The sequence below is a fragment of the Exiguobacterium sp. s143 genome (genome assembly GCF_018618895.1).
Taxonomy (GTDB): Bacteria; Bacillota; Bacilli; order Exiguobacteriales; family Exiguobacteriaceae; genus Exiguobacterium_A; species Exiguobacterium_A abrahamii.
Genome location: NZ_JACSMX010000001.1, coordinates 617,194 through 641,618, shown reverse-complemented (window position 1 = coordinate 641,618; position 24,425 = coordinate 617,194). Strand labels below are relative to the sequence as shown.

Sequence of the window (24,425 nt, the reverse complement as noted above, 5' to 3'; positions counted from 1 at the left end):
ATCATGAGTATATCAACACGAGATTTAACGGTTCTGCTAGGCGTCATCATGATCGTCTTCATGCTCGTCATTCCACTGCCCGCTATCATGCTCGATTTTTTAATCATCATCAATATCTTAATTGCTTTGATGGTATTACTCGTTGCGATGAATGCCAAAGAGGCACTTGAGTTTTCTGTATTTCCGACGTTGTTATTGATCGTGACTCTATTTCGTCTGGCACTTAACGTCTCGACGACACGGGCGATCCTATCAAACGGAAATGGTGGCGAAGTTATCGAGGCTTTCGGTAGCTTTGTCGTCGGCGGTAAGCCGCTCGTCGGTTTCGTCGTCTTCTTGATTCTCGTCTTGATCCAGTTTCTCGTCATCACGAAAGGTTCGGAACGAGTCTCGGAAGTGTCGGCACGTTTTACGCTTGACGCGATGCCCGGAAAACAGATGGCAATCGACGCCGACCTGAACTCCGGTATGATTGACGAATTACAAGCCCGGACTCGTCGTCAAAAAATCCAATCGGAAGCAGACTTTTATGGGGCGATGGACGGGGCCTCGAAGTTCGTTAAAGGAGATGCGATCGCAGGCATTATTATCGTCATCATCAACTTGATCTTCGGGATGATCATCGGTGTCGTCCAACAAGGCTTACCGATAGCGGATTCAGTCGAACTATATACGTTACTGACAGTCGGGGACGGTCTCGTCAGTCAGATTCCAGCACTTTTGATTTCGGTTGCGACCGGGATCATCGTCACGCGCTCGACATCCGACGGAAACCTTGGTGAGGATGTCATCGGTCAATTGACACGGACGCCATTACTTGTCGGAATCGCGGCTGGAGCAATCTTCTTACTCGGACTATTCACAGCGATTCCCGATTACGTCACGATGCCGATTGCAGCGTTATTTGGCTTCTTCGCTTGGCGAATAAAGCAGACGACGAAGACGATGCAAGAAGAGGTCGCCGTTGAGGAAGCGCCGAGCGAAAACTTGCGTTCGAGTGAATCGGTCATTTCCTTACTGAATGTCGATACGATTGAATTTGAATTCGGTTACGGTTTGATTCCACTCGCTGATGAAGCGCAAGGTGGCGATTTACTCGATCGTGTCGTCATGATTCGTCGGCAGCTAGCACTCGAACTTGGTTTTGTCCTACCGACCGTTCGGATTCGTGATCATCTGCAGTTATCACCGAACCATTATCGAATCAAGATTCGCGGAAGTGAGATGGCAAGTGGTGAACTGTTACTCGATCATTATTTAGCGATGAGCCCGGGTGTCGATGATCCAGAAATTCGAGGGATCGATACGGTTGAACCAGCATTCGGTATGCCGGCACTCTGGATTGATGAACAGACACGCAGTCGAGCAGAGATGTCAGGGTATACGGTCGTTGATCCACCATCCGTCGTTGCGACACATTTAACGGAGCTCTTGAAGAAGCATGCCGCTGAATTACTCGGTCGGGAAGAGACGAAACAGTTGGTTGATCATTTGAAGGAATCGCATCCGATTTTGGTCGAGGAAGTAACACCACAACTGTTATCAATCGGGGAACTTCAAAAAGTATTCGTTCAATTATTAAAAGAAAAAGTCTCGATTCGAAATCTACCATTGATTTTCGAAACGCTCGCGGACTATGCAGCTGTGACGAAAGACAGCGAACTACTTGCTGAATATGTCCGTCAATCCTTATCGCGGCAAATTACGGAACAAGTCATGCAAGGAGATGTCTTGCATGTCGTGACGGTCTCGAGTGAGATGGAACTGGATATCCAGTCGGCCATCCAAAAGACGGAGTTCGGAAATTATTTAGCGCTTGATCCCGAAAAAGCGACACGTTTCATCGAGACATTGCAAGAGAGGGCAGCGGAATTCGAACGGTACGGGGCGCATCCGATCATCCTGACTTCTCCAAGTATCCGGATGTTCGTCCGTCAATTGACAGAACGGTATTTTCCAGATATTCCGATTTTGTCTTATAACGAATTAATGCCGACGATTGAAGTTAAGAGTATTGGGGTGATTTAAGCGATGATAGTCAAAAAAGTCACGGCGGATTCCGTTAGCGAAGCCATGGAACGCATCAAACGCGAACTCGGTAACGATGCCATCATATTAAATACTCGCCATATCAAAGTGGGCGGATTCTTTGGCTTATTTGCGAAGAAAAAAGTGGAACTGGTTGCATCGGTGGATGAACATGTGTCGAACGAACCGATCGTCTCGAAGCAAACAACGAGTCGGAAGGACATTGTGGAAACCATCCAACCGATCCCCATGCGTCCGACGATCGTTACGGTCGGCGAACGACCATTGCCAAAAGAATTGCGACATTATGCGCCGCTGTTGGCAGAACCAGCGTTACAACAAGTGTCTGAACGATTGCATGAGCGATTACTAACTGCGTACTATCAAACGCAGCAAACGGAATTAACCGATCTCTTGACGGAAGAAGTGAAGTCGGCATTGCGCGTGACGCCGTCGACTGCACGTTATGTCATGTTAACAGGACCAACTGGTGTCGGTAAGACGACGACCATCGCTAAACTGGCTGCGCATCATACGCTCATCAAAAATCAACGAGTCGGTCTCATCACAACCGATACATACCGGATCTCAGCGATTGAACAACTGAAGACATATGCCGACATATTAGGTATTCCGATTCATGTTGCATACGACCTGGAAGATTTTGAACGAGCAAAGCAAGCGTTAGCATCATGCGACATCGTACTTGTCGATACAGCGGGACGAAATTTCCTTGACGAAGTGTATGTAGAGCAATTACGAAGTCGTCATGACTTTGAAGATACGGATGTGTTCTTAGTTCTTAGTTTGACATCGAAATACCGAGATTTATTACAGATCCACGATCGTTTCAGCAAGATTCCCTTATCAGGGATCGTTTTTTCGAAAGCAGATGAAACAAGTGAACTGTGGTCGATGTTTGGGCTTATGACAGAGACGAAGTTACCAATCTATTGCGTGACAACGGGGCAAGAAGTGCCAGAAGACATCACGTTCGCTACGGCGGATGAGTTATCCCGAATGATCGTCGAGAGAGGGATGAGATGATGCGAGAAGATCAAGCACGTGTCTTACGATCAAAAGTGACCGTCAAGGAAACGAAGACGATTGCCATCGTGAGTGGAAAAGGTGGCGTCGGAAAAACGAATGTCGCGGTGAATCTTGGCGTGGCATTATCGTTACAAGAAAAACGAGTACTCTTGATTGATCTTGATATCGGGATGGCGAACATTGGTATTCTATTCGGTAAATCATCGAAGTCATCCTTGATGGAATGCGTCAAACGACGAGAATCACTCCAGCACGCAATCGTTGAACAGTCGCCATCCCTTCATTTCATTCATGGCGGGAGTGGATTTGCGGAACTGACGAATCTGACGAAGGAGGATGTCGTATTCCTACTGCGGGAATTCCAATTTTTCTATGAGTATGATTTTGTGTTGCTCGATTTAGGAGCCGGCGCCAACCATCAGACGTTTGATTTTATCAGTAGTGCAGACGAAGCCTGGTTGATCGTCACGCCAGAGCCGACTTCAATCATGGACGGTTATGCGTTCGTCAAACTGGCACACCATCATGCGACGGATCTTCCGATTTCCGTAGTCGTCAATCGGGCGACGAATGGTGGAGAAGCACTTGAAACGTTTGATCGACTGGCGCTCGTCAGCCAACAATTTTTACAAAAACCACTGCGCTTTACCGGTTTTTTGCCGGAAGATCCGACAGTCGTCAAAGCAGTCAAGGCACAGATGCCATTTTACTTGATGGATCGAACGAGTGACGTCAGTTGGCGACTCGATCATATCACGACGTCTCTAACAGGTGTACAAGTCAAAGAACGGAAGTTTTTAGATCGATTGTTACATCGTCTGAAAAAACGAAAAGATCATGTCCGTTAAGATTAAAGGAGGGTATCAGTCATGGACTTAAATGAATATGTGGGGTTGTTCCTCGATGAGTCGATGGAGCATTTACAAGCTATTAACACAAGCTTATTGGTTTTTGAAGAACGATTAGACGATGAAGCGGTCATCGATCAAATTTTCCGTTCTGCCCATACGCTAAAAGGGATGGCAGGAACGATGGGATATGATGCGATCGCTGATTTGACGCATGAGATGGAGAGCGCCCTTGATTTAGTCAGATCAAAGAAACAACCCGCTACAGCTGAGTTGATCGATGTCCTATTCGTTGCTGCTGAGCAACTGGAAACGATGGTAGAAGACATCAGTCGCGGTGGAAAAGGGAAACTTGACGTCACGGAAACAGTGAGACGATTACAGCAGTTCATTCGTCCCGAACAAGAAGAGATCATTTCGGTTACGCCATCAACTGCACCATCAACATTCGAATGTGATGTCTATTCGGAAGCGGTCGTCAAACAATCGATTGCGTCCGGTTATCAAGCCTATATCGTCCAAGTCGAACTTTCAGCAGACGTCATCTTAAAAGCGGCACGTGTCTACATGGTCTTTGATCGTTTACAACAGCTCGGAGATGTCATTTTGTCGAATCCGACATCTGATGAACTGGAGCAAGAACATTTTGAGACGTCATTCTCTGTTTTATTCGTGACGCAACAAGAGCAATCGGTCATTCAAGAGGCGGTTGCATCGGTTTCTGAAGTCGCAACAGTAAAGATGGACGTGTTTGAAGCAACACCAGAAGCAGAGGTGGCGACATCCACCCTTCCACAGGAAGTGCCGGTTGCGACATCAGTACCTGCACCAACAGCTTCACCGGAATCACCAGAACAGACAGATCTATCTGTGCCTGTCGCTTCGAAAACGATTCGTGTCAATCTCGAGCGTATTGATCGTTTGATGAATCTGTTCGAAGAGTTCATCATCGACCGCGGACGATTGGAGCGTATTGCAGCAGAAGTCAGCTCACCGGAATTGACAGATACGGTCGAACGGATCAAACGAGGTACGAACGAATTGCAATCACTCGTTTTAACGTTACGAATGATGCCGATCGAACAAGTGTTCAACCGCTTCCCGCGGATGGTACGTTCTGTTTCGAAGGATGTCGGAAAACATATCAAACTACACATTACAGGTGCTGAGACGGAACTTGATCGCACAGTCATCGATGAGATCGGTGATCCACTCGTCCACTTGATCCGCAATGCGATTGATCATGGAATTGAAAACAAAGCGGAACGGATTTTAGCGAATAAACCGGTCGAAGGAAATCTTTCGCTTCGTGCCTATCATTCAGGAAACCGAGTCTTCATCGAGATTGAAGATGATGGAGCAGGTATCAATCACGAACGTGTCACACGGATTGCGATTGAAAAAGGATTGATCACGGAAGAAGAAGCGATGCAATTAACAATCGAAGAGGCTTCGATGCTGTTGTTCGCACCTGGTTTCTCAACGGCAGAAGAAGTCACCGACTTGTCTGGTCGTGGTGTTGGTCTCGACGTCGTCAAATCGAAGATCGAATCATTAGGTGGAGAAGTATTCGTTGAGACGCGCCGCGGAGAAGGAACGATTTTCCGTATCAGTTTACCATTGACGCTTTCGATCATCTCAGCCATGCTCGTTGAGCTCGGACAAGAAACGTATGCGATTCCACTGACTGCCATCATCGAGACGACATCCTTACGTAAATCAGCGATCCTGCAAGCACACCGGGAAAAAGTATTTGATTTCCGTGGACAATTGGTGCCACTTATTTCGCTGAATGAAGTGTATGGATTGCCGCAGCATGAGGCGGAGGCCTATTCGGTCGTCGTCGTCCGAAGTGGTGAAAAATTAGCAGGATTAATCGTATCCGAATTGATCGGTCAACAGGAAATCGTCATGAAGCCACTCGGTAGTTATCTAGAAGGTATCCGTGCGATTTCTGGCGCAACGATTCTTGGAGACGGACAGGTTGCATTGATCATTGACAGCAATGCACTATTACGGAAGTGAGGGGAACGAAGATGGAACAAAAATGGGTTGTTTTTCAATTAGAAGATAATGCATACGGTATTGATGTACAGTCTGTTCGTTCAATCGAACGGCTCATCCCGATCACACGGATTCCGAACGCTGCATCTTATGTCAAAGGAGTCATCAATTTGCGTGGTGTCGTCACACCCGTGATTGATTTGCGCGCCCGTCTTGGATTCGAATTAATGGAAGAAACGGAAGAAACACGCATCATCATCGCCACTTTGGAGCATGGGGACGCTGGATTCATCGTCGACCGGGCAAACGAAGTCGTCGAATCAACGGATGTTCGGATTGAACCGCTCAGTGAACAAAAGCAGGAGGATGCCTCGTATTTGACTGCAGTCGCAAAAGGCGATCAGCAATTGTTTTCGTTGATTGAACCGAATCGCTTATTTGAGGACATCGTTCATGCTTAATCCAAACGAACGGGACATTTTACGGGAAGTCGGCAACATTGGAGCTGGTCACGCAGCGACAGCACTTTCGACCTTACTTGGACAACCGATTGAGATCGAGGTACCTTCCGCTGAACTTGAGGATTTCACAACGATCATCGAGCGAAGTGGAGGAGCGGAAACGTATACCGCTGGTGCATTGTTACGTTTTTCTGGCGATATTCAAGCAACGTTACTTTTTTTGATGCCACTTCGTGATGCAGAGAAGCTCGTGAGCCAATTGATGCAGACGGAATTCCACTTTTTTTCCGATTCTCACGAAATGGGGGTTTCTGCTTGGGAAGAAATTGGGAATATTTTAATAGGAGCATATGCTCGGGCTATCTCCGATTGGCTTGATTTATCGTTACATGTCAGTGTTCCTGCATCAGCGTTTGATATGGTTGGTGCGTTACTTGAAGTAGCCTTACTTGAATCTACGACTCCAGGCAATATGGCTGTCTATATCGACACGCACTTGTCTAGTGCAGGAAACGATTTGACCGGACATTTACTTTTGTTGCCTGAAGCGAACGCCTTTCAGACGGTCTTCGAACGATTGGGTGTGGACTTGAATGGATGAAATCGTACGGATTGGGATTGCGGAGTACGCCATCAGTAAACGCCCCGTCATTTTACGGACGGCGGGTCTTGGATCGTGTGTAGGCGTCGTCATCTATGACCAGGAACGAGGGTTATCGAGTATGGCGCATGTCATGTTGCCTGATTCAGCGATCAGTCGGAATCGGGAGCTTGAAGTCGGAAAGTTCGCGGATACGGCAATTCTAGAGGTAGCCCGCGAATTACGAGCAAGTGGAGCCATCCGATTACGTGCGAAGATTGCGGGAGGGGCTCAGATGTTTCAATTTAAGTATGAACATGAATCAATGCGGATCGGTGAGCGAAACATCGCTGCGGTCAAAGCAATGCTTCAACAAGTCAAAATTCCACTCGTTGCCGAAGATGTTGGCGGCACGAATGGACGAACGATCGAGTTCCACTCACAATCAGGGCGTCTCGTCATCCGGACGGTGAATGTCGGGACGCTGGAAATCTAGAGGAGGAATGGTCATGCGTGAGGAATTACAACAACTTTGGGATCGATGGCTGACCACACGCGATATTGCGGTGGCAGATCTGTTACTTCACAATTATGAACCACTTGTTCAATACCACGTTCAGCGTTTAAGTGCGACGTTGCCTAAAAGTGTCGATCGAGACGAGTTGAAAAGTTTAGGTATGATGGGATTGTACGATGCGCTTCAAAAATTCGATCAAAATCATAATAATAAATTCGACACGTATGCCGCCTTTCGGATTCGAGGAGCTATTTTAGATGGGCTTCGTAAAATCGATTGGTTACCACGTTCCTTACGGGAAAAAGCAAAACGGGTCGAGGCAGCCGTCGAGATCCTTGAACAATCTTTGCAACGGACGCCGACGTTAGACGAAGTCTCTTCTATCGTCGACATGACACCTGACGAGGTCAAGGGTGCTTTAGCAGAAAGCTATTTTGCGAATGTATTATCGATCGATGAAGCAGTCACGCTACAGGATGAGGGGAAGGCGATGACCGTCTCCTATTTAGATCCAGATACTGCTACACCGGAAGATATGTTATTAATGCGGGAGTTGATCGCTAAACTGGCAGAGGAAGTCGAAGGGTTATCCGAAAAAGAACAACTTGTCGTCTCGTTATTCTATTATGAAGAATTGACGCTTACGGAAATTGGTGAAGTCCTCGGGCTCTCGACTTCCCGTATTTCACAAATCCATTCAAAAGCGCTTCGTAAGTTGAAGAATGCGCTCGGAAGTGCCTACTTAGCAGATCGTGTCGCCATGTGAAAGGAAGAATTATGACTGTCGTTTATATTTTATTAGCTGCTTTAGTTTGTTATGCGCTGCTGGTGTTATTTCGCCAGCAGGCAGCGCTCAAAGACCGAATTACACGGTTGGAACGTGAAAAGAATGAGACGGAACAAGTTTTATTACATTTCATGGAGAACGTCAACGCCATGACGGAGACATCCGTAAATGTAGCGAACGAACAGGTTGATCAAGTACCGGATGCGTCTCCACATATGGTGGAGGCGGCTACTTACGAGAAATCGGAAACCGTCGAAATTGAACAATCCATTTCACAAGAACCACCGTTAACGGATGTCAAGCAGGCGCTACGAGAAGGAGCGGATCTTGAGACGCTTGCACGGTCTTTGAATCGGGGGACGGGCGAGGTTGCTTTGATTGCTAAACTTTCTCATCAAACGAAGGTTGCCCCTCGGTAATCTTTATGCTATATTAGTCTACGGTGTTAATTACGCACGCATGTATCGCCAGCTGCGGTGCCTTTAATAGGTTAGCTGGATAGACGATCATCGCGGAGGACATCCAAAACCCAAAAGGAGGAATTCATCATGGCAGTAATCTCGATGAAACAATTGTTAGAAGCTGGTGTACACTTCGGTCACCAAACACGCCGTTGGAACCCAAAAATGGCAAAATACATCTTCACAGAACGGAACGGAATCTACATCATCGACCTTCAAAAAACGGTCAAAAAAGTAGACGAAGCATACAACTTCATCCGTGAAGTAGCGTCAGAAGGCGGAAACGTTCTTTTCGTTGGTACGAAAAAACAAGCTCAAGACACTGTGAAAGAAGAAGCGATCCGTGCAGGTCAATACTTCATCAACGAACGTTGGTTGGGTGGAACTCTCACGAACTTCTCTACAATCAAAAAACGTATCAACCGTTTGAAACAACTCGAAAAAATGGAAGAGAACGGTACATTCGAAGTTCTTCCTAAAAAAGAAGTCATCATTCTTAAAAAAGAAATGACTCGTCTTGAGAAATTCCTCGGCGGTATCAAAGATATGCCAGGCGTTCCGGATGCACTCTTCATCGTTGACCCACGCAAAGAGCGTATCGCGATTGCAGAAGCACACAAACTCAACATCCCAATCGTTGCGATTGTTGATACTAACTGTGATCCAGACGAAATCGACTACGTCATCCCAGCGAACGACGATGCGATCCGTGCAGTCAAATTGCTCACTGGTAAAATGGCTGACGCAATCCTCGAAGTTAAACAAGGCGAAGATAACGTAGCACCTGAAACTACTGAAGAAGTAGTAGCAGACGCTGAGTAATTCGTGATGCCAGGTGATAAAGGGAATCGACCTTTTATCACCTTTTTTTTGAAACTAAGGATGTTATAAGGAGGAATATCGAATGGCTATTACAGCAGCAATGGTTAAAGAACTTCGTGAAAAAACAGGTGCAGGTATGCTCGACTGCAAAAAAGCACTCGTTGAAACTGACGGTGACATGAACGCAGCAGTAGATTTCTTGCGTGAAAAAGGGATCGCTAAAGCAGCAGCAAAAGGCGATCGTATTGCAGCTGAAGGGTTGACTGCAGTTGCAGTTGACGGCAACAAAGCGGCACTCGTCGAAATCAACTCAGAAACAGACTTCGTTGCGAAAAACGAACGTTTCCAAACACTCGTTCAAAACATCGCAGACGCTGTTCTCCGTAACGGTTCTGAGACAGCAGAAGCTGCTCTTGCTTCTGAATACGAAGCAGGTAAAACAATCGACACATACATCTCAGAAGAAGCTTCAACAATCGGAGAGAAAATCTCACTCCGTCGCGTAGCGCTCTTCACAAAAGCAGATGATGCAGTCTTCGGTTCTTACCTCCACATGGGTGGACGCATCGGTTCAGTCGTCGTCATCGAAGGTACGACAGACGAAACAGTTGCAAAAGACGTTGCAATGCACATTGCAGCAGCACGTCCACTTTACGTTGACCGTACTTCTGTCACAGAAGAAGAAAAAGCACGTGAAGAAAAAGTCCTCACTGAGCAAGCATTGAACGAAGGAAAACCAGCTAACATCGTTGAAAAAATGATCGTTGGTCGTATGAACAAGTTCTTCGAGGAAATCTGCCTCGTCGATCAAACGTTCGTCAAGGATCCAGACTTCAAAGTTGGTAAATATGTAGAATCTAAAGGCGGTAAAGTCGTGTCATTCGTACGCTTCGAAGTTGGAGAAGGTATGGAAAAACGCGAAGAGAACTTCGCTGAAGAAGTTATGAACCAACTTAAAAAATAAGAATCGGGATCATCCTGATGACAAGAGAAGGAACACGTATGCTTCAATCCACTTTCGTGTGGAAGTGGTTCGTGTTCCTTTTTTACGGAATTTAGCAAGGGGGACATAGTCATGCAACCGAAATATAACCGGATTGTGTTAAAATTGAGCGGAGAAGCGCTCGCAGGAGATCAAGGGTTTGGGATCAATCCTGTCATCGTCAAATCTATCTCGGAACAGATTCGCGAATTAGTTGAATTGAACGTCGAAGTAGCGGTCGTTGTCGGAGCTGGAAACATTTGGCGTGGCAAAACAGGTGCAGAACTTGGGATGGACCGGGCCAACGCCGATTATATGGGGATGTTAGCGACAGTCATGAACTCGCTTGCGCTTCAAGACAGCTTAGAAGATGTAGGTGTTGAAACACGTGTTCAAACATCAATCGAGATGCGCCAAGTAGCAGAACCGTATATTCGACGCCGTGCGATGCGTCACCTCGAAAAAGGACGCGTCGTCATCTTTGCAGCAGGTACAGGGAACCCGTACTTCTCAACAGATACGACAGCTGCTCTTCGTGCAGCTGAAATTGAAGCAGAGGTCATCTTGATGGCGAAAAACAACGTTGATGGTGTCTACTCAGCTGACCCGAATGTTGATCCAGAAGCGAAGAAATTCGAGACGCTCTCTTACTTGGATGTCTTAAAGGATGGACTTCAAGTCATGGATTCTACAGCAACTTCACTTTGTATGGACAATGACATCCCGCTCATCGTCTTCTCGTTGATGGAAGAAGGTAACATCAAACGTGTCGTCATCGGTGACGAAATCGGGACAATCGTAAGGGGGAAATAATATGTCAAAAGAAATTTTAAAACAAGCCGAAGAACGGATGGAAAAAGCACATCTTTCACTTAAGAAAGAACTTGCGACACTCCGAGCTGGTCGTGCGAACGTTGCGATTTTAGATCCCGTTCAAGTCGAATACTACGGTGCACCGACACCGCTCAATCAAGTAGCGAACGTCAACACACCAGAAGCACGTCTGATCTTGATCACTCCATGGGATAAATCAATGGTCAGCGAGATTGAAAAAGCGATTCAACGTGCTGATCTTGGTCTTGCGCCATCATCTGATGGTACGGTCATCCGTCTTGCGATTCCACCACTAACGGAAGAGCGCCGGAAGGAACTCGTCAAACTCGTCAAGAAGTATACGGAAGAAGGTAAGGTTGCCCTCCGTAACATTCGTCGTGATACGAACGAGCAGTTAAAGAAACAAGAAAAAGATGGTGCATTGACAGAAGATGATTTGCGTGGATACACAGAAGATGTTCAAACGTTGACAGACAAGTTCGTTAAACAACTTGATCAGACAGCAACGGAAAAAGAACAAGAAATCATGGAAGTATGACGCGACGGATCGTCATGGGGGGGACTCTTTGTCACACGAAGAGTCCCTTTCTTCATAATTGAGAGAGGAGGAAGTACGGATGTTTCAATGGTTGAATCAGACGAAAGAAACCGAAACCTATGACCGGGTGCCTGAGCACGTCGCTATCATCATGGATGGAAACGGTAGATGGGCACAAAAACGCGGACTTCCGCGTATCATGGGACATCGCGAAGGCATGAAATCGATTCGTGAAGTCGTTCGGGTTGCAAATGAACTCGGCGTTAAGAGTCTGACATTATACGCCTTCTCGACGGAGAATTGGACGCGTCCGGAAGAAGAAGTGAGTTTTCTCATGAAGCTACCGGCACAATTTTTAGAGTCGGATTTAAAAGAGTTAGACGCGCAAAATGTCAAAGTCGAGGTAGCGGGAGAAGTGTCACGCCTCCCTCATTTCACACGTGAGGCAGTGGAACAAGCGAAACTGGATACGCAACACAATACAGGACTTCGTCTGATTTTCGCTCTGAATTATGGAGGACGCGATGAGCTCGTACAAGTCATGCAAAAACTGGGCGCACAGGTTCAGTCAGGAACATTGTCACCGGATGCGATTACACCGGAGACGATCGAGCGCGAGCTAATGACAGGATCCGTAACCGATGTCGATTTCGTGATTCGAACGAGTGGCGAACAACGGTTATCGAACTTCTTACTTTGGCAAGCGGCGTACGCAGAGTTTTATTTTACAGATGTCTTGTGGCCAGAGTTTCGTCGGGATGCTTTCTTGGCAGCAATTGAAGATTACAATCAACGGACACGCCGATTTGGCGGCGTCTGATTAAATGAGGAACTAGCTTATGAAAACTCGGATTATCACAGGGATATGGGCAGGCGCCATCTTTTTGGCGCTTTTGTACATCGGTGGACTTCCCTTTTTAGCGTTTATGGCAGTACTAACGATTCTCGGTTATACCGAGCTTGTCCGGATGCGACAATGGAGCGGCTCGCGCATTCCACGGATTTTATTCGGGATCGGCACATTATTACCATTCGTCGGTATCTATGAAGAGGCAGTCGATCGGACACTCCCAATCGGACTTTCACCAATCGCTTGGGCAATGATCATTTTATTGATCGGTCTCTTTTGGAACGTGTTTTCGAAAAATGTCTTTACGTTCGATGATGTCGCCTTTTTACTGCTGACTGCGGTTTATGTTGGTGTCGGTTTTGCATCGTTCGCCTACATCCGTTTACTCGAACATGGATTAACGTGGTCTCTCTTGATCATTCTCTTGATCTGGTTTACGGATTCAGGGGCGTACTTCGTCGGGAAGCGATTTGGTAAGAATAAACTGTGGCCGTCAATCAGCCCGAACAAGACGATTGAAGGGGCAGTCGGTGGCGTGTTACTTGCCATCTTACTCGGTGTCGTGTTCGAAAGTATCGAACCGACAGTCGGTTTTGGGAAAGTCATTGTCCTTGCCATCATCGTTGCCGTCGTTGGGCAACTTGGTGACTTGGTCCAGTCCGCTTACAAACGCCATTATGGTGTGAAGGATTCTGGAACGTTACTACCGGGTCATGGTGGTATTCTTGATCGGTTCGACAGCATGATGATCGTCTTTACGGTCCTCGTCGTACTCGATATCTTTGCTTGAGGAGGCGCTTCATTATGAAGAAAATCAGTATCATCGGTGGAACGGGATCGATTGGTACGCAGACGCTTGATGTCATTGCGGCTAATCCAGATCTTTTTGAATTGACGAGTTTTGCATTTGGTCGCAACACGACGGTTGCTGTACCGTGGTTGAATCGTTTGCAACCGATGCTTGTCGGAGTCCAAGATGAGGCAACACGTCAAGAACTCGAGCAACAGTTAACCTATCAGCCGACGATCGTCATCGGTGAAGAAGGATTGCTTGATGTCGTAACGCATCCTGAAGTCGATACGGTCATTACAGCGGTCGTAGGAGCTGTTGGTTTACGTCCAACGCTTGCCGCGATTGAGGCGGGTAAGACGATTGGTCTTGCGAACAAAGAAACACTCGTTACGGCAGGGCACCTTGTCATGAAACTCGCACGTGAAAAAAACGTGACGATTTTACCCGTTGATAGTGAACATGCGGCGATTTTCCAATGCTTGAACGGGGAGCGGCGAGAAGATGTGCGTCAAATCATCTTGACAGCATCAGGCGGAAGCTTCCGTGATCAATCACGTGAAGAACTGGCAGACGTGACGGTCGAACAAGCACTCGCGCATCCGAACTGGTCGATGGGAGCAAAAATCACGATTGATTCGGCGACGATGATGAACAAAGGGTTCGAAGTCATTGAAGCGCACTGGTTATTTGATGTCGACTATGCGGATATCGATGTCGTCATTCACCGTGAATCCATCATTCACTCGATGGTCGAATTTAACGATGGAGCTATCATGGCTCAGCTTGGTATGCCCGACATGCGAGAACCGATTCAGTACGCTCTTACATATCCGTCCCGCCTTGAAATCCAAGGGGGAGAACGGTTAAACTTAAAGGAAATCGGACGCTTACACTTTGCTGATGCATCATTTGATCGTTATCCGTTGTTACGACTTGCTTTTGAAGCGGGTCAAGCCGGTGGATCGATGCCATCAGTACTCAATGCTGCGAACGAACAAGCGGTGGACCGTTTCTTAAAAGGGGACATTCGCTTTTTAGAAATCGAAGCGAGCGTCGAGGCGGCGCTTCAAGCTCATGAGCTTATCGAGGAGCCTTCCTTGGATCAAATCCTTGAAGCTGATCGATGGGCGCGTGAGTTCGTATCGTCTCTTACATTCGCTAACTAAGGATGGGATAAGTAATGACGACCTTTATTTCAATCGTGCTGATGTTCGGTGTACTCGTCGCCGTCCATGAATGGGGTCATCTCGTAATGGCGAAGCGGGCAGGTATTCTCTGTCGGGAATTCGCGATTGGATTTGGACCGAAGATCTTTTCAGTGTTTAAGAATGAGACGTTGTACACGGTGCGCCTGTTGCCGATTGGCGGTTACGTCAAGATGGCGGGTGAAGAACCTGAACTCGTAGAGATCAAATCAGGTCAAACCGTCGGATTACAGTTAAAGGACGGTGTCATCGAGACGATTTATTTCGATGCAGATCAGCCACAAGTCGATCAAGTCGTTACTGTCGAGCGGATTGACTTGTTGCGTCAACTCGAACTCGTTGGGTTACAAGACGAGACATCGGTTCGATATCCTGTCTCACCGACAGCATTTCTTGTCGAAGGTCAGACACGGACACAAATTGCGCCGTATGATCGCACATTTGGTTCGAAATCCGTTTGGAAACGCGTCCTTGCGATTGCTGCAGGACCGTTCATGAACTTTGTCCTCGCGTTCGTCATTTTATTCGGTCTTGCCTTATATAATGGCTCTCCGACAGGGGAAAGCGTCATCGGAACAGTACAAAAAGGTTCACCTGCCGATCAAGCAGGACTTGTTGAAGGTGACCGGATTATCTCGGTCAACGGACAGGATACAGCAAAATGGACAGATTTACGTGCTGGATTCCAAGATCGTGCTGGGAAAGCGACAGAAGTAAAATATGAGCGTGATGGAAAAGAGACGACAACTGAGATCACGCCAAAAGTGCAACAGCAAGGGGAACAGAAGGTTGGCATCATCGGTGTCACGAATGAGACAGAAAAATCATTCGGAACAGCACTACAAACGGGCGTTTCAGAAACATGGCGGATGTCGACGCTTATCGTCGGAGCTGTTGGAGATCTCGTAACGGGTGTCGTTGGCGTCGATCAATTATCAGGACCAGTCGGGATCGTCAAAATGACCGATCAGGTCGCAGATAGTGGGTTCTCGATGCTCTTGACATGGACTGCACTGTTGTCCGTTAACTTAGCAGTCTTCAACCTATTGCCACTTCCAGCACTTGACGGAGGACGCTTGCTGTTCCTCTTCCTTGAAGCCTTACGCGGTAAACCGGTCGATCCTCAAAAAGAAGGATTGGTTCACTTCGTCGGTTTTGCGCTTTTGATGTTACTCATGCTCGTCGTTACTTGGAACGACATTCAAAAATTCTTTTAATTAATCACTCAGTCAAAGGAGTTCGTGACTCATTATGAAACAATCAAAACTATTCATGCCAACGTTGCGTGAAGTACCATCTGATGCAGAAGCCATCAGTCACCAACTCTTGCTTCGTGCAGGATTCATGCGTCAAAATGCCGCTGGGATCTATTCGTATCTACCACTCGCAAAACGGGTTCTCGCAAACATCGAGACAATTATTCGCGAGGAATTAGAGGCAGCGGGTGCGCAAGAATTACTGATGCCAGCAATTCAACCAGCTGAACTATGGGAAGAAACAGGACGCTGGGATATCTATGGACCTGAATTAATGCGCTTGACGGATCGTCATGATCGCCGGTTCGCGCTCGGAGCGACGCACGAGGAACTGATCACTTCAATCGTTCGTGATGAATTGAACTCGTACAAAAAGTTACCGGTCAATCTCTTCCAGATTCAAATGAAATACCGTGACGAACGTCGGCCACGTTTCGGTTTATTACGTGGTCGTGAGTTCATCATGAAAGATGCATACTCGTTCCATTCGTCACAAGAGAGCTTAGACGAAGAGTATCAAAACATGTTTGATACGTATTCGCGGATTTTCACACGTGTTGGTCTTGAGTTCCGTCCAGTCGTCGCTGACTCAGGTGCAATCGGTGGTAGTGGAACACATGAGTTCCATGCGTTAGCAGCAATCGGTGAAGATACGATCGTCTACTCGGACCAATCGGATTATGCAGCGAACTTAGAGATGGCAGAGTCCATCGATGCCTATCCGAAGCAAGACAAAGCACCAGAAGCACTTGAAGAAGTGCATACGGCAGATGCGAAGACGATCGAAGCGGTCAGCGCACATCTGAATTTACCAGCAAACGAATCAATCAAGACCGTCATCTTCAAGACGGAGCAAGGGCTTGTCATGGCACTCGTCCGGGGCGATCACGAAGTCAACGATATCAAGTTGAAAAACTATCTGGGAGCACTCGACATCACGATGGCGAGCGACGAAGAGATTGAAGCAGCGCTTCACTCAACGCCTGGAACACTCGGACCGATTGGGGCAGACATGAAGATCGTCGCCGATTACGCGATTCGTGCCTTGACGAACGCTGTCTGTGGTGCAAACAAAGCGGAAACGCATTATATCCATGTCGACCCAAGTCGTGATTTCGAAGCAGACTATACAGACTTGCGCTTCGTCGAAGAAGGTGACGCGTCACCAGACGGCAACGGAAACGTTAAATTCGCACGTGGCATCGAAGTCGGTCAAGTCTTCAAACTCGGAACACGTTACTCTGAAGGAATGGGAGCGACGTTCCTCGATGAAGGCGGTAAAGCACAACCACTCATCATGGGATGTTACGGCATCGGTGTCTCGCGGACATTGTCGGCAGTCGTCGAACAGCATTACGATGAGCGCGGGATCATTTGGCCAAAAGCGATCGCACCATATGATGTCCATTTGATTGTCGTCAATGGTAAAAATGCAGAACAGCTTGAACTCGGAGAAACACTATACCGAGAGTTGACAGCTGCAGGTTTCAGCGTCCTGCTTGACGACCGAAAAGAACGAGCAGGCGTCAAATTCGCCGATGCAGATTTGATCGGTCTACCGGTTCGCTTGAACGTCGGCAAAAAAGCGGCAGAAGGAATCGTCGAATTAAAAGCCCGTCGCGGTGGCGATGCAGAAGAAATTGGACAAGAACAAGTCGTTGAGGCTGTTCGTTCACTCTATGAAGGTTTAGAATAAAGAATGGAGACGGTCACTTTTCATAAAGTGACTGTTTTCTTGTCTCACACCCATTCGCCCCTTGGGCAATCCGCAAGAGGAGGAGGAGTTGCTGTCACGGTGTGAAGCGATCAGACAGCACAATTGCGAGTGGATACACAACAACGCATGTCACTGTTGCTGAGTGACTTGGAATTACCGAACGGTATCATTGAAGAATACTTTAACGAAGCAGTTCTTGAGAAGCTTCGCGTCAATAAAGCAAAAGCAACCTGGACATTTGAGATCCGCTTGCCACACGTTTTGCCCCAAAACGTCTATCAACTCTTTACGAGTCGTTTGATAAGTCGGTATCAGCAATTCGCCGAAGTCAAAGTCATCCTATACGCGGATGGTCGACCAGACGAACGCCTATATCATGATTACTGGCCATATGTCGTGCAAGATCTCGCCGACGTTTCATCGGCGATGCGGACACAACTTGGACGGGTCTTACCGGAGTTCAAAGAACAGAAATTATTCATTCCAGTCCGGAGTGAACCGGAAGCAGGATTCTTAAAAAGTAGCTTATGTGGGGAATTGCAGTTACTTTATAGTGCTTACGGATTCCCGAAATTCAACTGTGAACCGATTGTTCAAATTAACGAATCGAAACAAGAAGCGTTGCGCAATCAGGTGAAACAGGAAGACATGGAAGAAGCAAAGCGGATGCTCGAGTTGCAATTCAAACGGGAACAATCGCGGGATGACGATGAAGGACCGGTTGAGATCCGGATCGGGAAACCAATTCAAGATGAGATTGTCCCAATCAAGACGATCCAAGACGAGGAACGACGGATCGCGATCCGAGGTCTCGTTTTCTCAGCTGAAAGTCGTGAATTACGAAGCGGAAAGACAATCTTTACGTTTAAGATGACGGATTATACGGACTCCCTTGTCGTCAAGATGTTTGCGCGTGACGAAACAGACGTCAAGATTCTCTCTGCGATCAAAAAAGGGATGTGGATCCAGGCGGCAGGCCGCGTTGAGTTCGATACATTCCTGCGCGATCTTTGTATGATGATTGCCCAACTGTCAGAAGTGAAGATGGAAGCCCCTGCTGACCCTTGGGCAGGCGAGAAGCGTGTCGAGTTACACGCGCACTCGCAAATGAGCCAGATGGACGCGGTCATGAACGTGACGAAATACGTCGAACGCGCGGCGAAATGGGGTCATCCTGCTGTTGCGATCACGGATCACGCGGGTGCCCAAAGTTTCCCGGATGCCTACTATGCCGGAAAGAAAAACGATATCAAGGTATTGTATGGAATCGAAGCGAATGTCGTCGATGACGGGGTGCAAGTCGCCTATCATCCCGTGGACCGTAACTTAGATGACGCGACATTCGTTGTCTTTGACGTCGAGACGACGGGTTTATCGGCGATGTACAACAAGATCATCGAACTTGCAGCCGTCAAGATCCACGACGGTGATATCATCGATAAGTTCGAAGCGTTCGCGGATCCGAAGCATCTATTGTCGGCGACGACGATTGATTTGACAGGAATCACCGATGATATGGTCCGGGGAAAACCAGACCCGGAACAAGTCGTCAAGGAATTCATGGACTGGGTCGGCGATTCGATTCTCGTTGCCCATAATGCCTCATTCGATATCGGATTCTTGAATGCAACACTACGATCCGGTGGACACGATGAATCGGTCTTGCCAGTCATTGATACGCTTGAGCTAGCCCGTGTCTTGATGCCGACGCTAAAAAACCACCGATTGAACACACTCGCGAAACGATTTGACATCGAATTGACGCAGCATCACCGTGCCATTTATGACGCGGAAGCGACAGGCTACTTGATGGTCAAGTTGCTGCAAATGGCGGATGAGATGTTCGACATGAAGACACACGCCTCACTCAACCGTGAGATGGGGAAAGATATCTCGCGGGCACGACCATACCACGCGACGGTCTATGCGAAGAATCGGACGGGCTTGAAGAATTTGTACCAATTGATTTCGATTGCTCATACGAAACACGTGCACCGTGTCGTCCGTACACCACGCTCGCAACTCGTCGCGCACCGAGATGGATTGATCATCGGATCAGCTTGCGATAATGGCGAAGTGTTTGATGCCGCCTTGAACAAGTCGGACGAAGATTTAGCAAAAGTGATGCAGTTCTATGATTTCATCGAGATTCAGCCACCCGCGATGTATGGTCATTTGATCGAACGGGAAATCGTTCAGAATGAACTCGAACTGCGCGAACTGATCAAAAAGATCATCCGCGTTGCGGAAGAACATGATATTTTACCAGTCGCGACAGGAAACGTGCATTACCTCGATCAACATGACGCGACGTACCGGGAGATTTTGATTCGGACGCAAGGTGGAGCAAACATGCTGAATATGCGAAAACAATTGCCACCGGCACACTTCCGGACGACGAAGGAAATGATGGACGACTTCAAGTTCCTCGGACCGGATGTGTCGGAACGTCTCGTCATCACGAACAGTCAAGCTGTCGCGGAGCAATTCGAGAACATCGACATCATTCCAAAGGATCTCTATACACCGAAGATCGAAGGGGCAGATGAAGAAGTCCGAAACTTGTCGTACGATATGGCGCACCGGATTTACGGCGACACGTTACCAGAGATCGTCGAAGCCCGCCTCGAAAAAGAGTTGAAGTCGATCATCGGTCATGGATTCGCCGTTATCTATCTGATTTCCCATAAACTCGTTAAAAAATCACTCGACGACGGCTATTTGGTCGGTTCACGGGGATCGGTCGGATCAAGTCTCGTTGCGACGATGACCGAGATCACGGAAGTCAATCCATTGCCCCCGCATTACGTCTGTCCGAATTGTAAGGAATCGGAGTTCTTCGATGACGGTTCCGTTGGTTCGGGATTCGATTTACCGGATAAGTCCTGTTCGAAATGTGATGTCCCATTGTTCAAGGATGGTCATGATATTCCTTTCGAGACGTTCCTCGGATTTAAAGGGGATAAAGTACCGGATATCGATTTGAACTTCAGTGGAGAATACCAGCCACAAGCACACGCCTATACGAAAGTCCTGTTCGGTGACGATTACGTCTATCGTGCCGGAACGATCGGAACGATCGCTGAGAAGACAGCGTATGGCTACGTCAAAGGGTATCAGTCGGAGAATGAGTTGACGTATCGGAATGCGGAAGTCGATCGTCTCGTCAGTGGTGTCACCGGTGTCAAACGGACGACCGGACAACACCCGGGTGGGATCATCGTCGTACCGGACTATATGGATATTTACGATATTAGTCCGATTCAGTATCCGGCAGACGATATGGGTTCTGAATGGAAGACGACACACTTTGACTTCCACTCGATTCACGATAACTTACTCAAACTCGATATCCTCGGTCACGATGACCCGACAATGATCCGGATGCTACAAGATCTGTCAGGACGAGATCCGAAGACGATTCCGGTCGATGACCCGGAAGTCATGAAAATCTTCAGTTCGACGGAATCGATCGGTGTAACGCCGGAACAGATTGATTCAAAAACAGGGACGCTCGGCATTCCGGAATTCGGGACAAAGTTCGTTCGCCAAATGTTAGAGGAGACGAAACCGACGACGTTCTCAGAGCTCGTTCAGATTTCAGGACTCTCGCACGGAACGGATGTCTGGCTTGGAAACGCCAGCGAATTGATCTACAACGGAACGTGTGAACTAAAAGATGTCATCGGTTGTCGAGATGACATCATGGTCTACTTGATCTACGCCGGTCTTGAACCGTCACTTGCCTTTAAAATCATGGAGTCGGTCCGTAAAGGGAAAGGACTCTCGATTGACATGGAAGAGGCGATGATCGAGAACGATGTGCCACTCTGGTATATCGATTCTTGTAAGAAAATCAAGTACATGTTCCCGAAAGCCCATGCTGCTGCCTACGTCTTGATGGCTGTCCGGATTGCCTATTATAAAGTCCATCATCCGATGTATTACTACGCTTCGTACTTTACGGTACGTGCGGGTGACTTTGATATCGGCGCGATGAATAAGGGATCTGCTGCCGTTCGGAAAGTCTTGCAAGACATCAAGGACAAAGGTTTCGAAGCGACGGCGAAGGATAAGGGATTGTACACGGTTCTTGAAATCGCGCTTGAGATGATCGAACGCGGCTTTACGTTCCAAAAAGTCGATCTCTATCGCTCAAGTGCAACGGAATTCCTCATTGATGGGGATACGTTGTTACCACCGTTTAATGCCGTTACAGGTCTCGGGACGAATGCTGCGAAGCAAATCGTCGAAGCACGTAAAGGCGGCGAATTCCTCTCGAAGGAAGACCTCCAAAAACGCGCTAAATTGTCGAAATCGATCATTGAGACGCTCGATAACCTAGGCTGTCTCGAAGGGTTACCAGACGAGAATCAGCTCTCCTTGTTCGACTTGTAAGCCCTTAGGAACACTTGCTTTGAGCGCTTTCCTATGCTATATTGAGTGAGGAAATGTTTTTTATACTACGACTTGGAAGGAGTAGGGGGACCTGCTCCTTTCTTGTTTGTTTTTTGAAGGAGGATGAAGATGACGAACGTAACGGAAAAGGTCGAAGCGCTCGCAAAACCAATCGTCGAACGAGAGGGGATGGAGCTAGTCGACGTTGAATTCGTCAAAGAAGGGGCGGATTGGTTCCTACGTGTCTCCATCGACAAAGAGGGTGGCGTAGATCTTGAAGACTGCGTCAAAATCAATGAACAGTTATCGGAAGCATTGAATGACAATGATCCGATCGACGAGCCGTATTACCTCGACGTCGCTAGTCCAGGAGCGGAACGTCCACTGAAGAAAGACGAGGACTTCGAAAAGGCGATTGGGAAACATGTGTACATCAAAACGCACGATCCAGTAAAGAATGCGGTTGAATTCGAAGGAACGTTGCTCGCGTACACACCTGAGATGCTTGAAATCGAAGTGCGTGTCAAAACAAGAAAATTGAAAATTGAGATACCGGTCGACAAGATTTCACTTGCGCGACTTGCGGTAATGTTCTGACGGAAAGGAAGAGAACGATGGGACCACAGTTACTCGAGGCGATCAATCAAATCGCGAAAGAGAAGGAAATTGACAAGAACATCATCATCGATGCGCTCGAACAGGCATTGATTTCAGCGTACCGACGCAACTTCGGAAAAGAATCGGAGGCTGTAAAGGTCGAATTCGACCAGCAGACAGGAGACATCCGTGTCTTCGCGCTTAAGGAAGTCGTCGAACGATTGACACAACCAGAAGAGCAACTTTCGCTTGAAGAAGCGCACGAGATCGATCCGACATATGAACTCGGCGATTTCCATAAAGTCGAAGTGACGCCAGGCGACTTCGGTCGTGTTGCAGCACAAACGGCGAAACAGATCGTCACACAAAAAATGCGTGAAGCAGAACGCGAACGCATCTACAATCATTTCGCGGATCGTGAAGACGAGATCATGACAGGTATCGTCGAGCGTCAAGATGCACGCAACTTGTACGTCAACCTAGAAGGGATCGAAGCTGTCTTGACGACACACGAACAAATGCCGAATGAGCGTTTCGGGATTCGTGATCGCATCAAGGTGTACGTCACGAAAGTTGATCCAATGGTCAAAGGATCAGGGGCATCGATTCTTGTATCACGGACACATCCAGGTCTCTTAAAACGTCTCTTTGAAATCGAAGTACCAGAAATTTCAAGTGGCGAAGTCGAAGTCAAGTCTGTTGCGCGTGAAGCGGGCGACCGTTCGAAAATCGCAGTCGCGGCGGATGACATCGATCCAGTCGGTGCATGTGTCGGACAAAAAGGGGCGCGTGTTCAACGCATCGTCAATGATTTAAACGGGGAAAAAATCGATATCGTCCGTTACTCGGATGATCCGAAAGAATATGTCGCGAACGCACTTAGCCCAGCTCAAGTCGTTGCGGTCTATGTCAACGAACCAGCGAAAGCGACAATCGTCGTCGTTCCGGATTTCCAATTGTCGCTTGCCATCGGGAAACGTGGTCAAAACGCGCGTCTCGCAGCGAAATTGACAGGATGGAAAATCGACATCAAGAGCGAGTCTGAAGCGGAAGCGATGGATCTCGAAGATGTCTTCGCGACGGAAGAGCCGGTAGTAGAAGCGGTCCAAGTCGAAGGCGAGGAATAATTCGTGCAAAAAAAGGTACCATTACGTAAGTGTGTCATCACACAGGAAATGAAACCGAAAAAAGAATTAATTCGTGTCGTCCGGACACCTGAACAAGAGGTCGTCATCGATTTAAATGGTAAGATGAATGGGCGAGGTGCCTATTTATCGAAAGATGCGGCAGTCATTGCGACGGCGAAGAAAAAACGGACGCTTGATCATCATTTGAAGGTCAAGACGACAGATGCCTTATACGATGAATTGCTTGAAATCGCGGGAGGTACAAATGAGTAAATGGGAATCCCTTCTCGGTCTCGCGAATCGAGCTAGAAAAGTGACGACGGGAGAAGAACTCGTACTGAAAGAAGTACGAGGAGGACAAGCGAAGCTTGTTCTTTTAGCAGCAGATGCGGGGGCTGCCACGCGTAAGAAAGTCACAGATAAATGTACGAGTTATCAGGTTCCTTACCTAGAAGTCGCCGACCGGACGATTCTCGGTCAAGCATTAGGAAAGGATGCGCGTGTTGTCGTGTCAGTCAATGAAGCCGGATTTGCGAAAAAGCTAACTGAACTCCTCTCGAACGACTAATT

23 protein-coding genes are annotated in these 24,425 nt (G+C 47.6%); all 23 read left to right on the top strand.

Going from position 1 to position 24,425, the window contains the following annotated elements:
• Window positions 1-3 precede the first annotated feature (3 nt).
• The 23 genes from flhA (at window position 4) to KNQ03_RS03490 (ending at window position 24,423) form a co-directional block, all read left to right on the top strand.
• Window positions 4-2,028: a flagellar biosynthesis protein FlhA gene (flhA, locus tag KNQ03_RS03600; RefSeq protein WP_214723601.1), complete on the top strand. Its 2,025-nt coding sequence runs from the start codon at window positions 4-6 to the stop codon at window positions 2,026-2,028.
• A 3-nt stretch (window positions 2,029-2,031) separates the two neighbouring features.
• Window positions 2,032-3,075 carry a flagellar biosynthesis protein FlhF gene (locus tag KNQ03_RS03595; protein ID WP_214723599.1) on the top strand — a complete coding sequence of 348 codons (1,044 nt, stop codon included), beginning with the start codon at window positions 2,032-2,034 and terminating at the stop codon, window positions 3,073-3,075.
• The gene (locus KNQ03_RS03590) at window positions 3,072-3,926 is read left to right on the top strand and encodes a MinD/ParA family protein (RefSeq protein WP_050677468.1); all 855 of its coding nucleotides are present in this window, start codon (window positions 3,072-3,074) and stop codon (window positions 3,924-3,926) included. The genes KNQ03_RS03595 and KNQ03_RS03590 overlap by 4 nt, the downstream gene beginning before the upstream one ends.
• 21 nt (window positions 3,927-3,947) lie before the next feature.
• On the top strand, window positions 3,948-5,951 hold the full coding sequence (locus tag KNQ03_RS03585) for a chemotaxis protein CheA (RefSeq protein WP_214723597.1): 2,004 nt from the start codon (window positions 3,948-3,950) through the stop codon (window positions 5,949-5,951).
• An 11-nt stretch (window positions 5,952-5,962) separates the two neighbouring features.
• Entirely contained in the window at window positions 5,963-6,391 is a 429-nt protein-coding gene (locus KNQ03_RS03580) for a chemotaxis protein CheW (protein WP_029342054.1), read from the top strand.
• Complete coding sequence (locus KNQ03_RS03575; RefSeq protein ID WP_029342053.1) at window positions 6,384-6,992, top strand: chemotaxis protein CheC; 609 nt, start codon at window positions 6,384-6,386, stop codon at window positions 6,990-6,992. Before KNQ03_RS03580 ends, KNQ03_RS03575 begins: the two co-directional genes overlap by 8 nt.
• Complete coding sequence (locus KNQ03_RS03570; protein ID WP_029342052.1) at window positions 6,985-7,467, top strand: chemotaxis protein CheD; 483 nt, start codon at window positions 6,985-6,987, stop codon at window positions 7,465-7,467. The genes KNQ03_RS03575 and KNQ03_RS03570 overlap by 8 nt, the downstream gene beginning before the upstream one ends.
• A 13-nt stretch (window positions 7,468-7,480) precedes the next feature.
• A complete protein-coding gene (locus KNQ03_RS03565) occupies window positions 7,481-8,254 on the top strand; it encodes a FliA/WhiG family RNA polymerase sigma factor (RefSeq protein WP_047393832.1) in 774 nt (257 codons plus the stop codon).
• The gene (locus KNQ03_RS03560; RefSeq protein ID WP_214723596.1) at window positions 8,251-8,694 is read left to right on the top strand and encodes a hypothetical protein; all 444 of its coding nucleotides are present in this window, start codon (window positions 8,251-8,253) and stop codon (window positions 8,692-8,694) included. Before KNQ03_RS03565 ends, KNQ03_RS03560 begins: the two co-directional genes overlap by 4 nt.
• A gap of 129 nt (window positions 8,695-8,823) precedes the next feature.
• On the top strand, window positions 8,824-9,558 hold the full coding sequence (gene rpsB / locus KNQ03_RS03555; protein WP_012370721.1) for a 30S ribosomal protein S2: 735 nt from the start codon (window positions 8,824-8,826) through the stop codon (window positions 9,556-9,558).
• 82 nt (window positions 9,559-9,640) lie between these two features.
• Window positions 9,641-10,522, top strand: coding sequence for a translation elongation factor Ts (tsf, locus tag KNQ03_RS03550; RefSeq protein WP_023468693.1), 882 nt, complete (start codon window positions 9,641-9,643; stop codon window positions 10,520-10,522).
• 111 nt (window positions 10,523-10,633) lie between these two features.
• Window positions 10,634-11,353: a UMP kinase gene (pyrH, locus tag KNQ03_RS03545; RefSeq protein WP_029342047.1), complete on the top strand. Its 720-nt coding sequence runs from the start codon at window positions 10,634-10,636 to the stop codon at window positions 11,351-11,353.
• Window position 11,354: 1 nt separating this feature from the next.
• Window positions 11,355-11,912 carry a ribosome recycling factor gene (gene frr / locus KNQ03_RS03540; protein WP_058704863.1) on the top strand — a complete coding sequence of 186 codons (558 nt, stop codon included), beginning with the start codon at window positions 11,355-11,357 and terminating at the stop codon, window positions 11,910-11,912.
• A gap of 79 nt (window positions 11,913-11,991) precedes the next feature.
• Window positions 11,992-12,732 carry an undecaprenyl pyrophosphate synthase gene (locus KNQ03_RS03535; protein WP_214723594.1) on the top strand — a complete coding sequence of 247 codons (741 nt, stop codon included), beginning with the start codon at window positions 11,992-11,994 and terminating at the stop codon, window positions 12,730-12,732.
• A gap of 19 nt (window positions 12,733-12,751) precedes the next feature.
• Window positions 12,752-13,552 carry a phosphatidate cytidylyltransferase gene (locus KNQ03_RS03530; RefSeq protein ID WP_023468689.1) on the top strand — a complete coding sequence of 267 codons (801 nt, stop codon included), beginning with the start codon at window positions 12,752-12,754 and terminating at the stop codon, window positions 13,550-13,552.
• Window positions 13,553-13,566: 14 nt separating this feature from the next.
• Window positions 13,567-14,721 (top strand): 1-deoxy-D-xylulose-5-phosphate reductoisomerase, encoded by a 1,155-nt coding sequence (locus KNQ03_RS03525; RefSeq protein ID WP_214723592.1) that lies wholly within the window; start codon window positions 13,567-13,569, stop codon window positions 14,719-14,721.
• A gap of 14 nt (window positions 14,722-14,735) precedes the next feature.
• Window positions 14,736-15,977 carry an RIP metalloprotease RseP gene (gene rseP / locus KNQ03_RS03520; RefSeq protein WP_023468687.1) on the top strand — a complete coding sequence of 414 codons (1,242 nt, stop codon included), beginning with the start codon at window positions 14,736-14,738 and terminating at the stop codon, window positions 15,975-15,977.
• 34 nt (window positions 15,978-16,011) lie between these two features.
• On the top strand, window positions 16,012-17,712 hold the full coding sequence (locus KNQ03_RS03515) for a proline--tRNA ligase (protein WP_047393839.1): 1,701 nt from the start codon (window positions 16,012-16,014) through the stop codon (window positions 17,710-17,712).
• 147 nt (window positions 17,713-17,859) lie between these two features.
• Complete coding sequence (locus KNQ03_RS03510) at window positions 17,860-22,131, top strand: PolC-type DNA polymerase III (RefSeq protein ID WP_200934663.1); 4,272 nt, start codon at window positions 17,860-17,862, stop codon at window positions 22,129-22,131.
• Between the two features lie 129 nt (window positions 22,132-22,260).
• Entirely contained in the window at window positions 22,261-22,728 is a 468-nt protein-coding gene (gene rimP, locus KNQ03_RS03505) for a ribosome maturation factor RimP (protein WP_023468684.1), read from the top strand.
• A gap of 17 nt (window positions 22,729-22,745) precedes the next feature.
• Window positions 22,746-23,855: a transcription termination factor NusA gene (gene nusA / locus KNQ03_RS03500; RefSeq protein ID WP_058713731.1), complete on the top strand. Its 1,110-nt coding sequence runs from the start codon at window positions 22,746-22,748 to the stop codon at window positions 23,853-23,855.
• Window positions 23,856-23,858: 3 nt separating this feature from the next.
• Window positions 23,859-24,128 (top strand): RNase P modulator RnpM, encoded by a 270-nt coding sequence (gene rnpM, locus KNQ03_RS03495; protein ID WP_023468682.1) that lies wholly within the window; start codon window positions 23,859-23,861, stop codon window positions 24,126-24,128.
• On the top strand, window positions 24,121-24,423 hold the full coding sequence (locus KNQ03_RS03490; RefSeq protein WP_023468681.1) for a YlxQ family RNA-binding protein: 303 nt from the start codon (window positions 24,121-24,123) through the stop codon (window positions 24,421-24,423). The genes rnpM and KNQ03_RS03490 overlap by 8 nt, the downstream gene beginning before the upstream one ends.
• The last annotated feature ends 2 nt before the right edge of the window (window positions 24,424-24,425 follow it).

Bases quoted from the DNA above. Each gene is read 5' to 3' on its own strand.
- KNQ03_RS03490 (WP_023468681.1), top strand. From the start codon at position 24,121: ATGAGTAAATGGGAATCCCTTCTCGGTCTCGCGAATCGAGCTAGAAAA.
- KNQ03_RS03575 (WP_029342053.1), top strand. From the start codon at position 6,384: ATGCTTAATCCAAACGAACGGGACATTTTACGGGAAGTCGGCAACATT.
- nusA (WP_058713731.1), top strand. From the start codon at position 22,746: ATGGGACCACAGTTACTCGAGGCGATCAATCAAATCGCGAAAGAGAAG.
- KNQ03_RS03570 (WP_029342052.1), top strand. From the start codon at position 6,985: ATGGATGAAATCGTACGGATTGGGATTGCGGAGTACGCCATCAGTAAA.
- frr (WP_058704863.1), top strand. From the start codon at position 11,355: ATGTCAAAAGAAATTTTAAAACAAGCCGAAGAACGGATGGAAAAAGCA.
- rseP (WP_023468687.1), top strand. From the start codon at position 14,736: ATGACGACCTTTATTTCAATCGTGCTGATGTTCGGTGTACTCGTCGCC.
- KNQ03_RS03515 (WP_047393839.1), top strand. From the start codon at position 16,012: ATGAAACAATCAAAACTATTCATGCCAACGTTGCGTGAAGTACCATCT.
- KNQ03_RS03565 (WP_047393832.1), top strand. From the start codon at position 7,481: ATGCGTGAGGAATTACAACAACTTTGGGATCGATGGCTGACCACACGC.
- tsf (WP_023468693.1), top strand. From the start codon at position 9,641: ATGGCTATTACAGCAGCAATGGTTAAAGAACTTCGTGAAAAAACAGGT.
- KNQ03_RS03595 (WP_214723599.1), top strand. From the start codon at position 2,032: ATGATAGTCAAAAAAGTCACGGCGGATTCCGTTAGCGAAGCCATGGAA.
- flhA (WP_214723601.1), top strand. From the start codon at position 4: ATGAGTATATCAACACGAGATTTAACGGTTCTGCTAGGCGTCATCATG.
- KNQ03_RS03510 (WP_200934663.1), top strand. From the start codon at position 17,860: ATGTCACTGTTGCTGAGTGACTTGGAATTACCGAACGGTATCATTGAA.
- KNQ03_RS03535 (WP_214723594.1), top strand. From the start codon at position 11,992: ATGTTTCAATGGTTGAATCAGACGAAAGAAACCGAAACCTATGACCGG.
- rpsB (WP_012370721.1), top strand. From the start codon at position 8,824: ATGGCAGTAATCTCGATGAAACAATTGTTAGAAGCTGGTGTACACTTC.
- KNQ03_RS03525 (WP_214723592.1), top strand. From the start codon at position 13,567: ATGAAGAAAATCAGTATCATCGGTGGAACGGGATCGATTGGTACGCAG.
- KNQ03_RS03590 (WP_050677468.1), top strand. From the start codon at position 3,072: ATGATGCGAGAAGATCAAGCACGTGTCTTACGATCAAAAGTGACCGTC.
- KNQ03_RS03580 (WP_029342054.1), top strand. From the start codon at position 5,963: ATGGAACAAAAATGGGTTGTTTTTCAATTAGAAGATAATGCATACGGT.
- KNQ03_RS03585 (WP_214723597.1), top strand. From the start codon at position 3,948: ATGGACTTAAATGAATATGTGGGGTTGTTCCTCGATGAGTCGATGGAG.
- rimP (WP_023468684.1), top strand. From the start codon at position 22,261: ATGACGAACGTAACGGAAAAGGTCGAAGCGCTCGCAAAACCAATCGTC.
- pyrH (WP_029342047.1), top strand. From the start codon at position 10,634: ATGCAACCGAAATATAACCGGATTGTGTTAAAATTGAGCGGAGAAGCG.
- KNQ03_RS03530 (WP_023468689.1), top strand. From the start codon at position 12,752: ATGAAAACTCGGATTATCACAGGGATATGGGCAGGCGCCATCTTTTTG.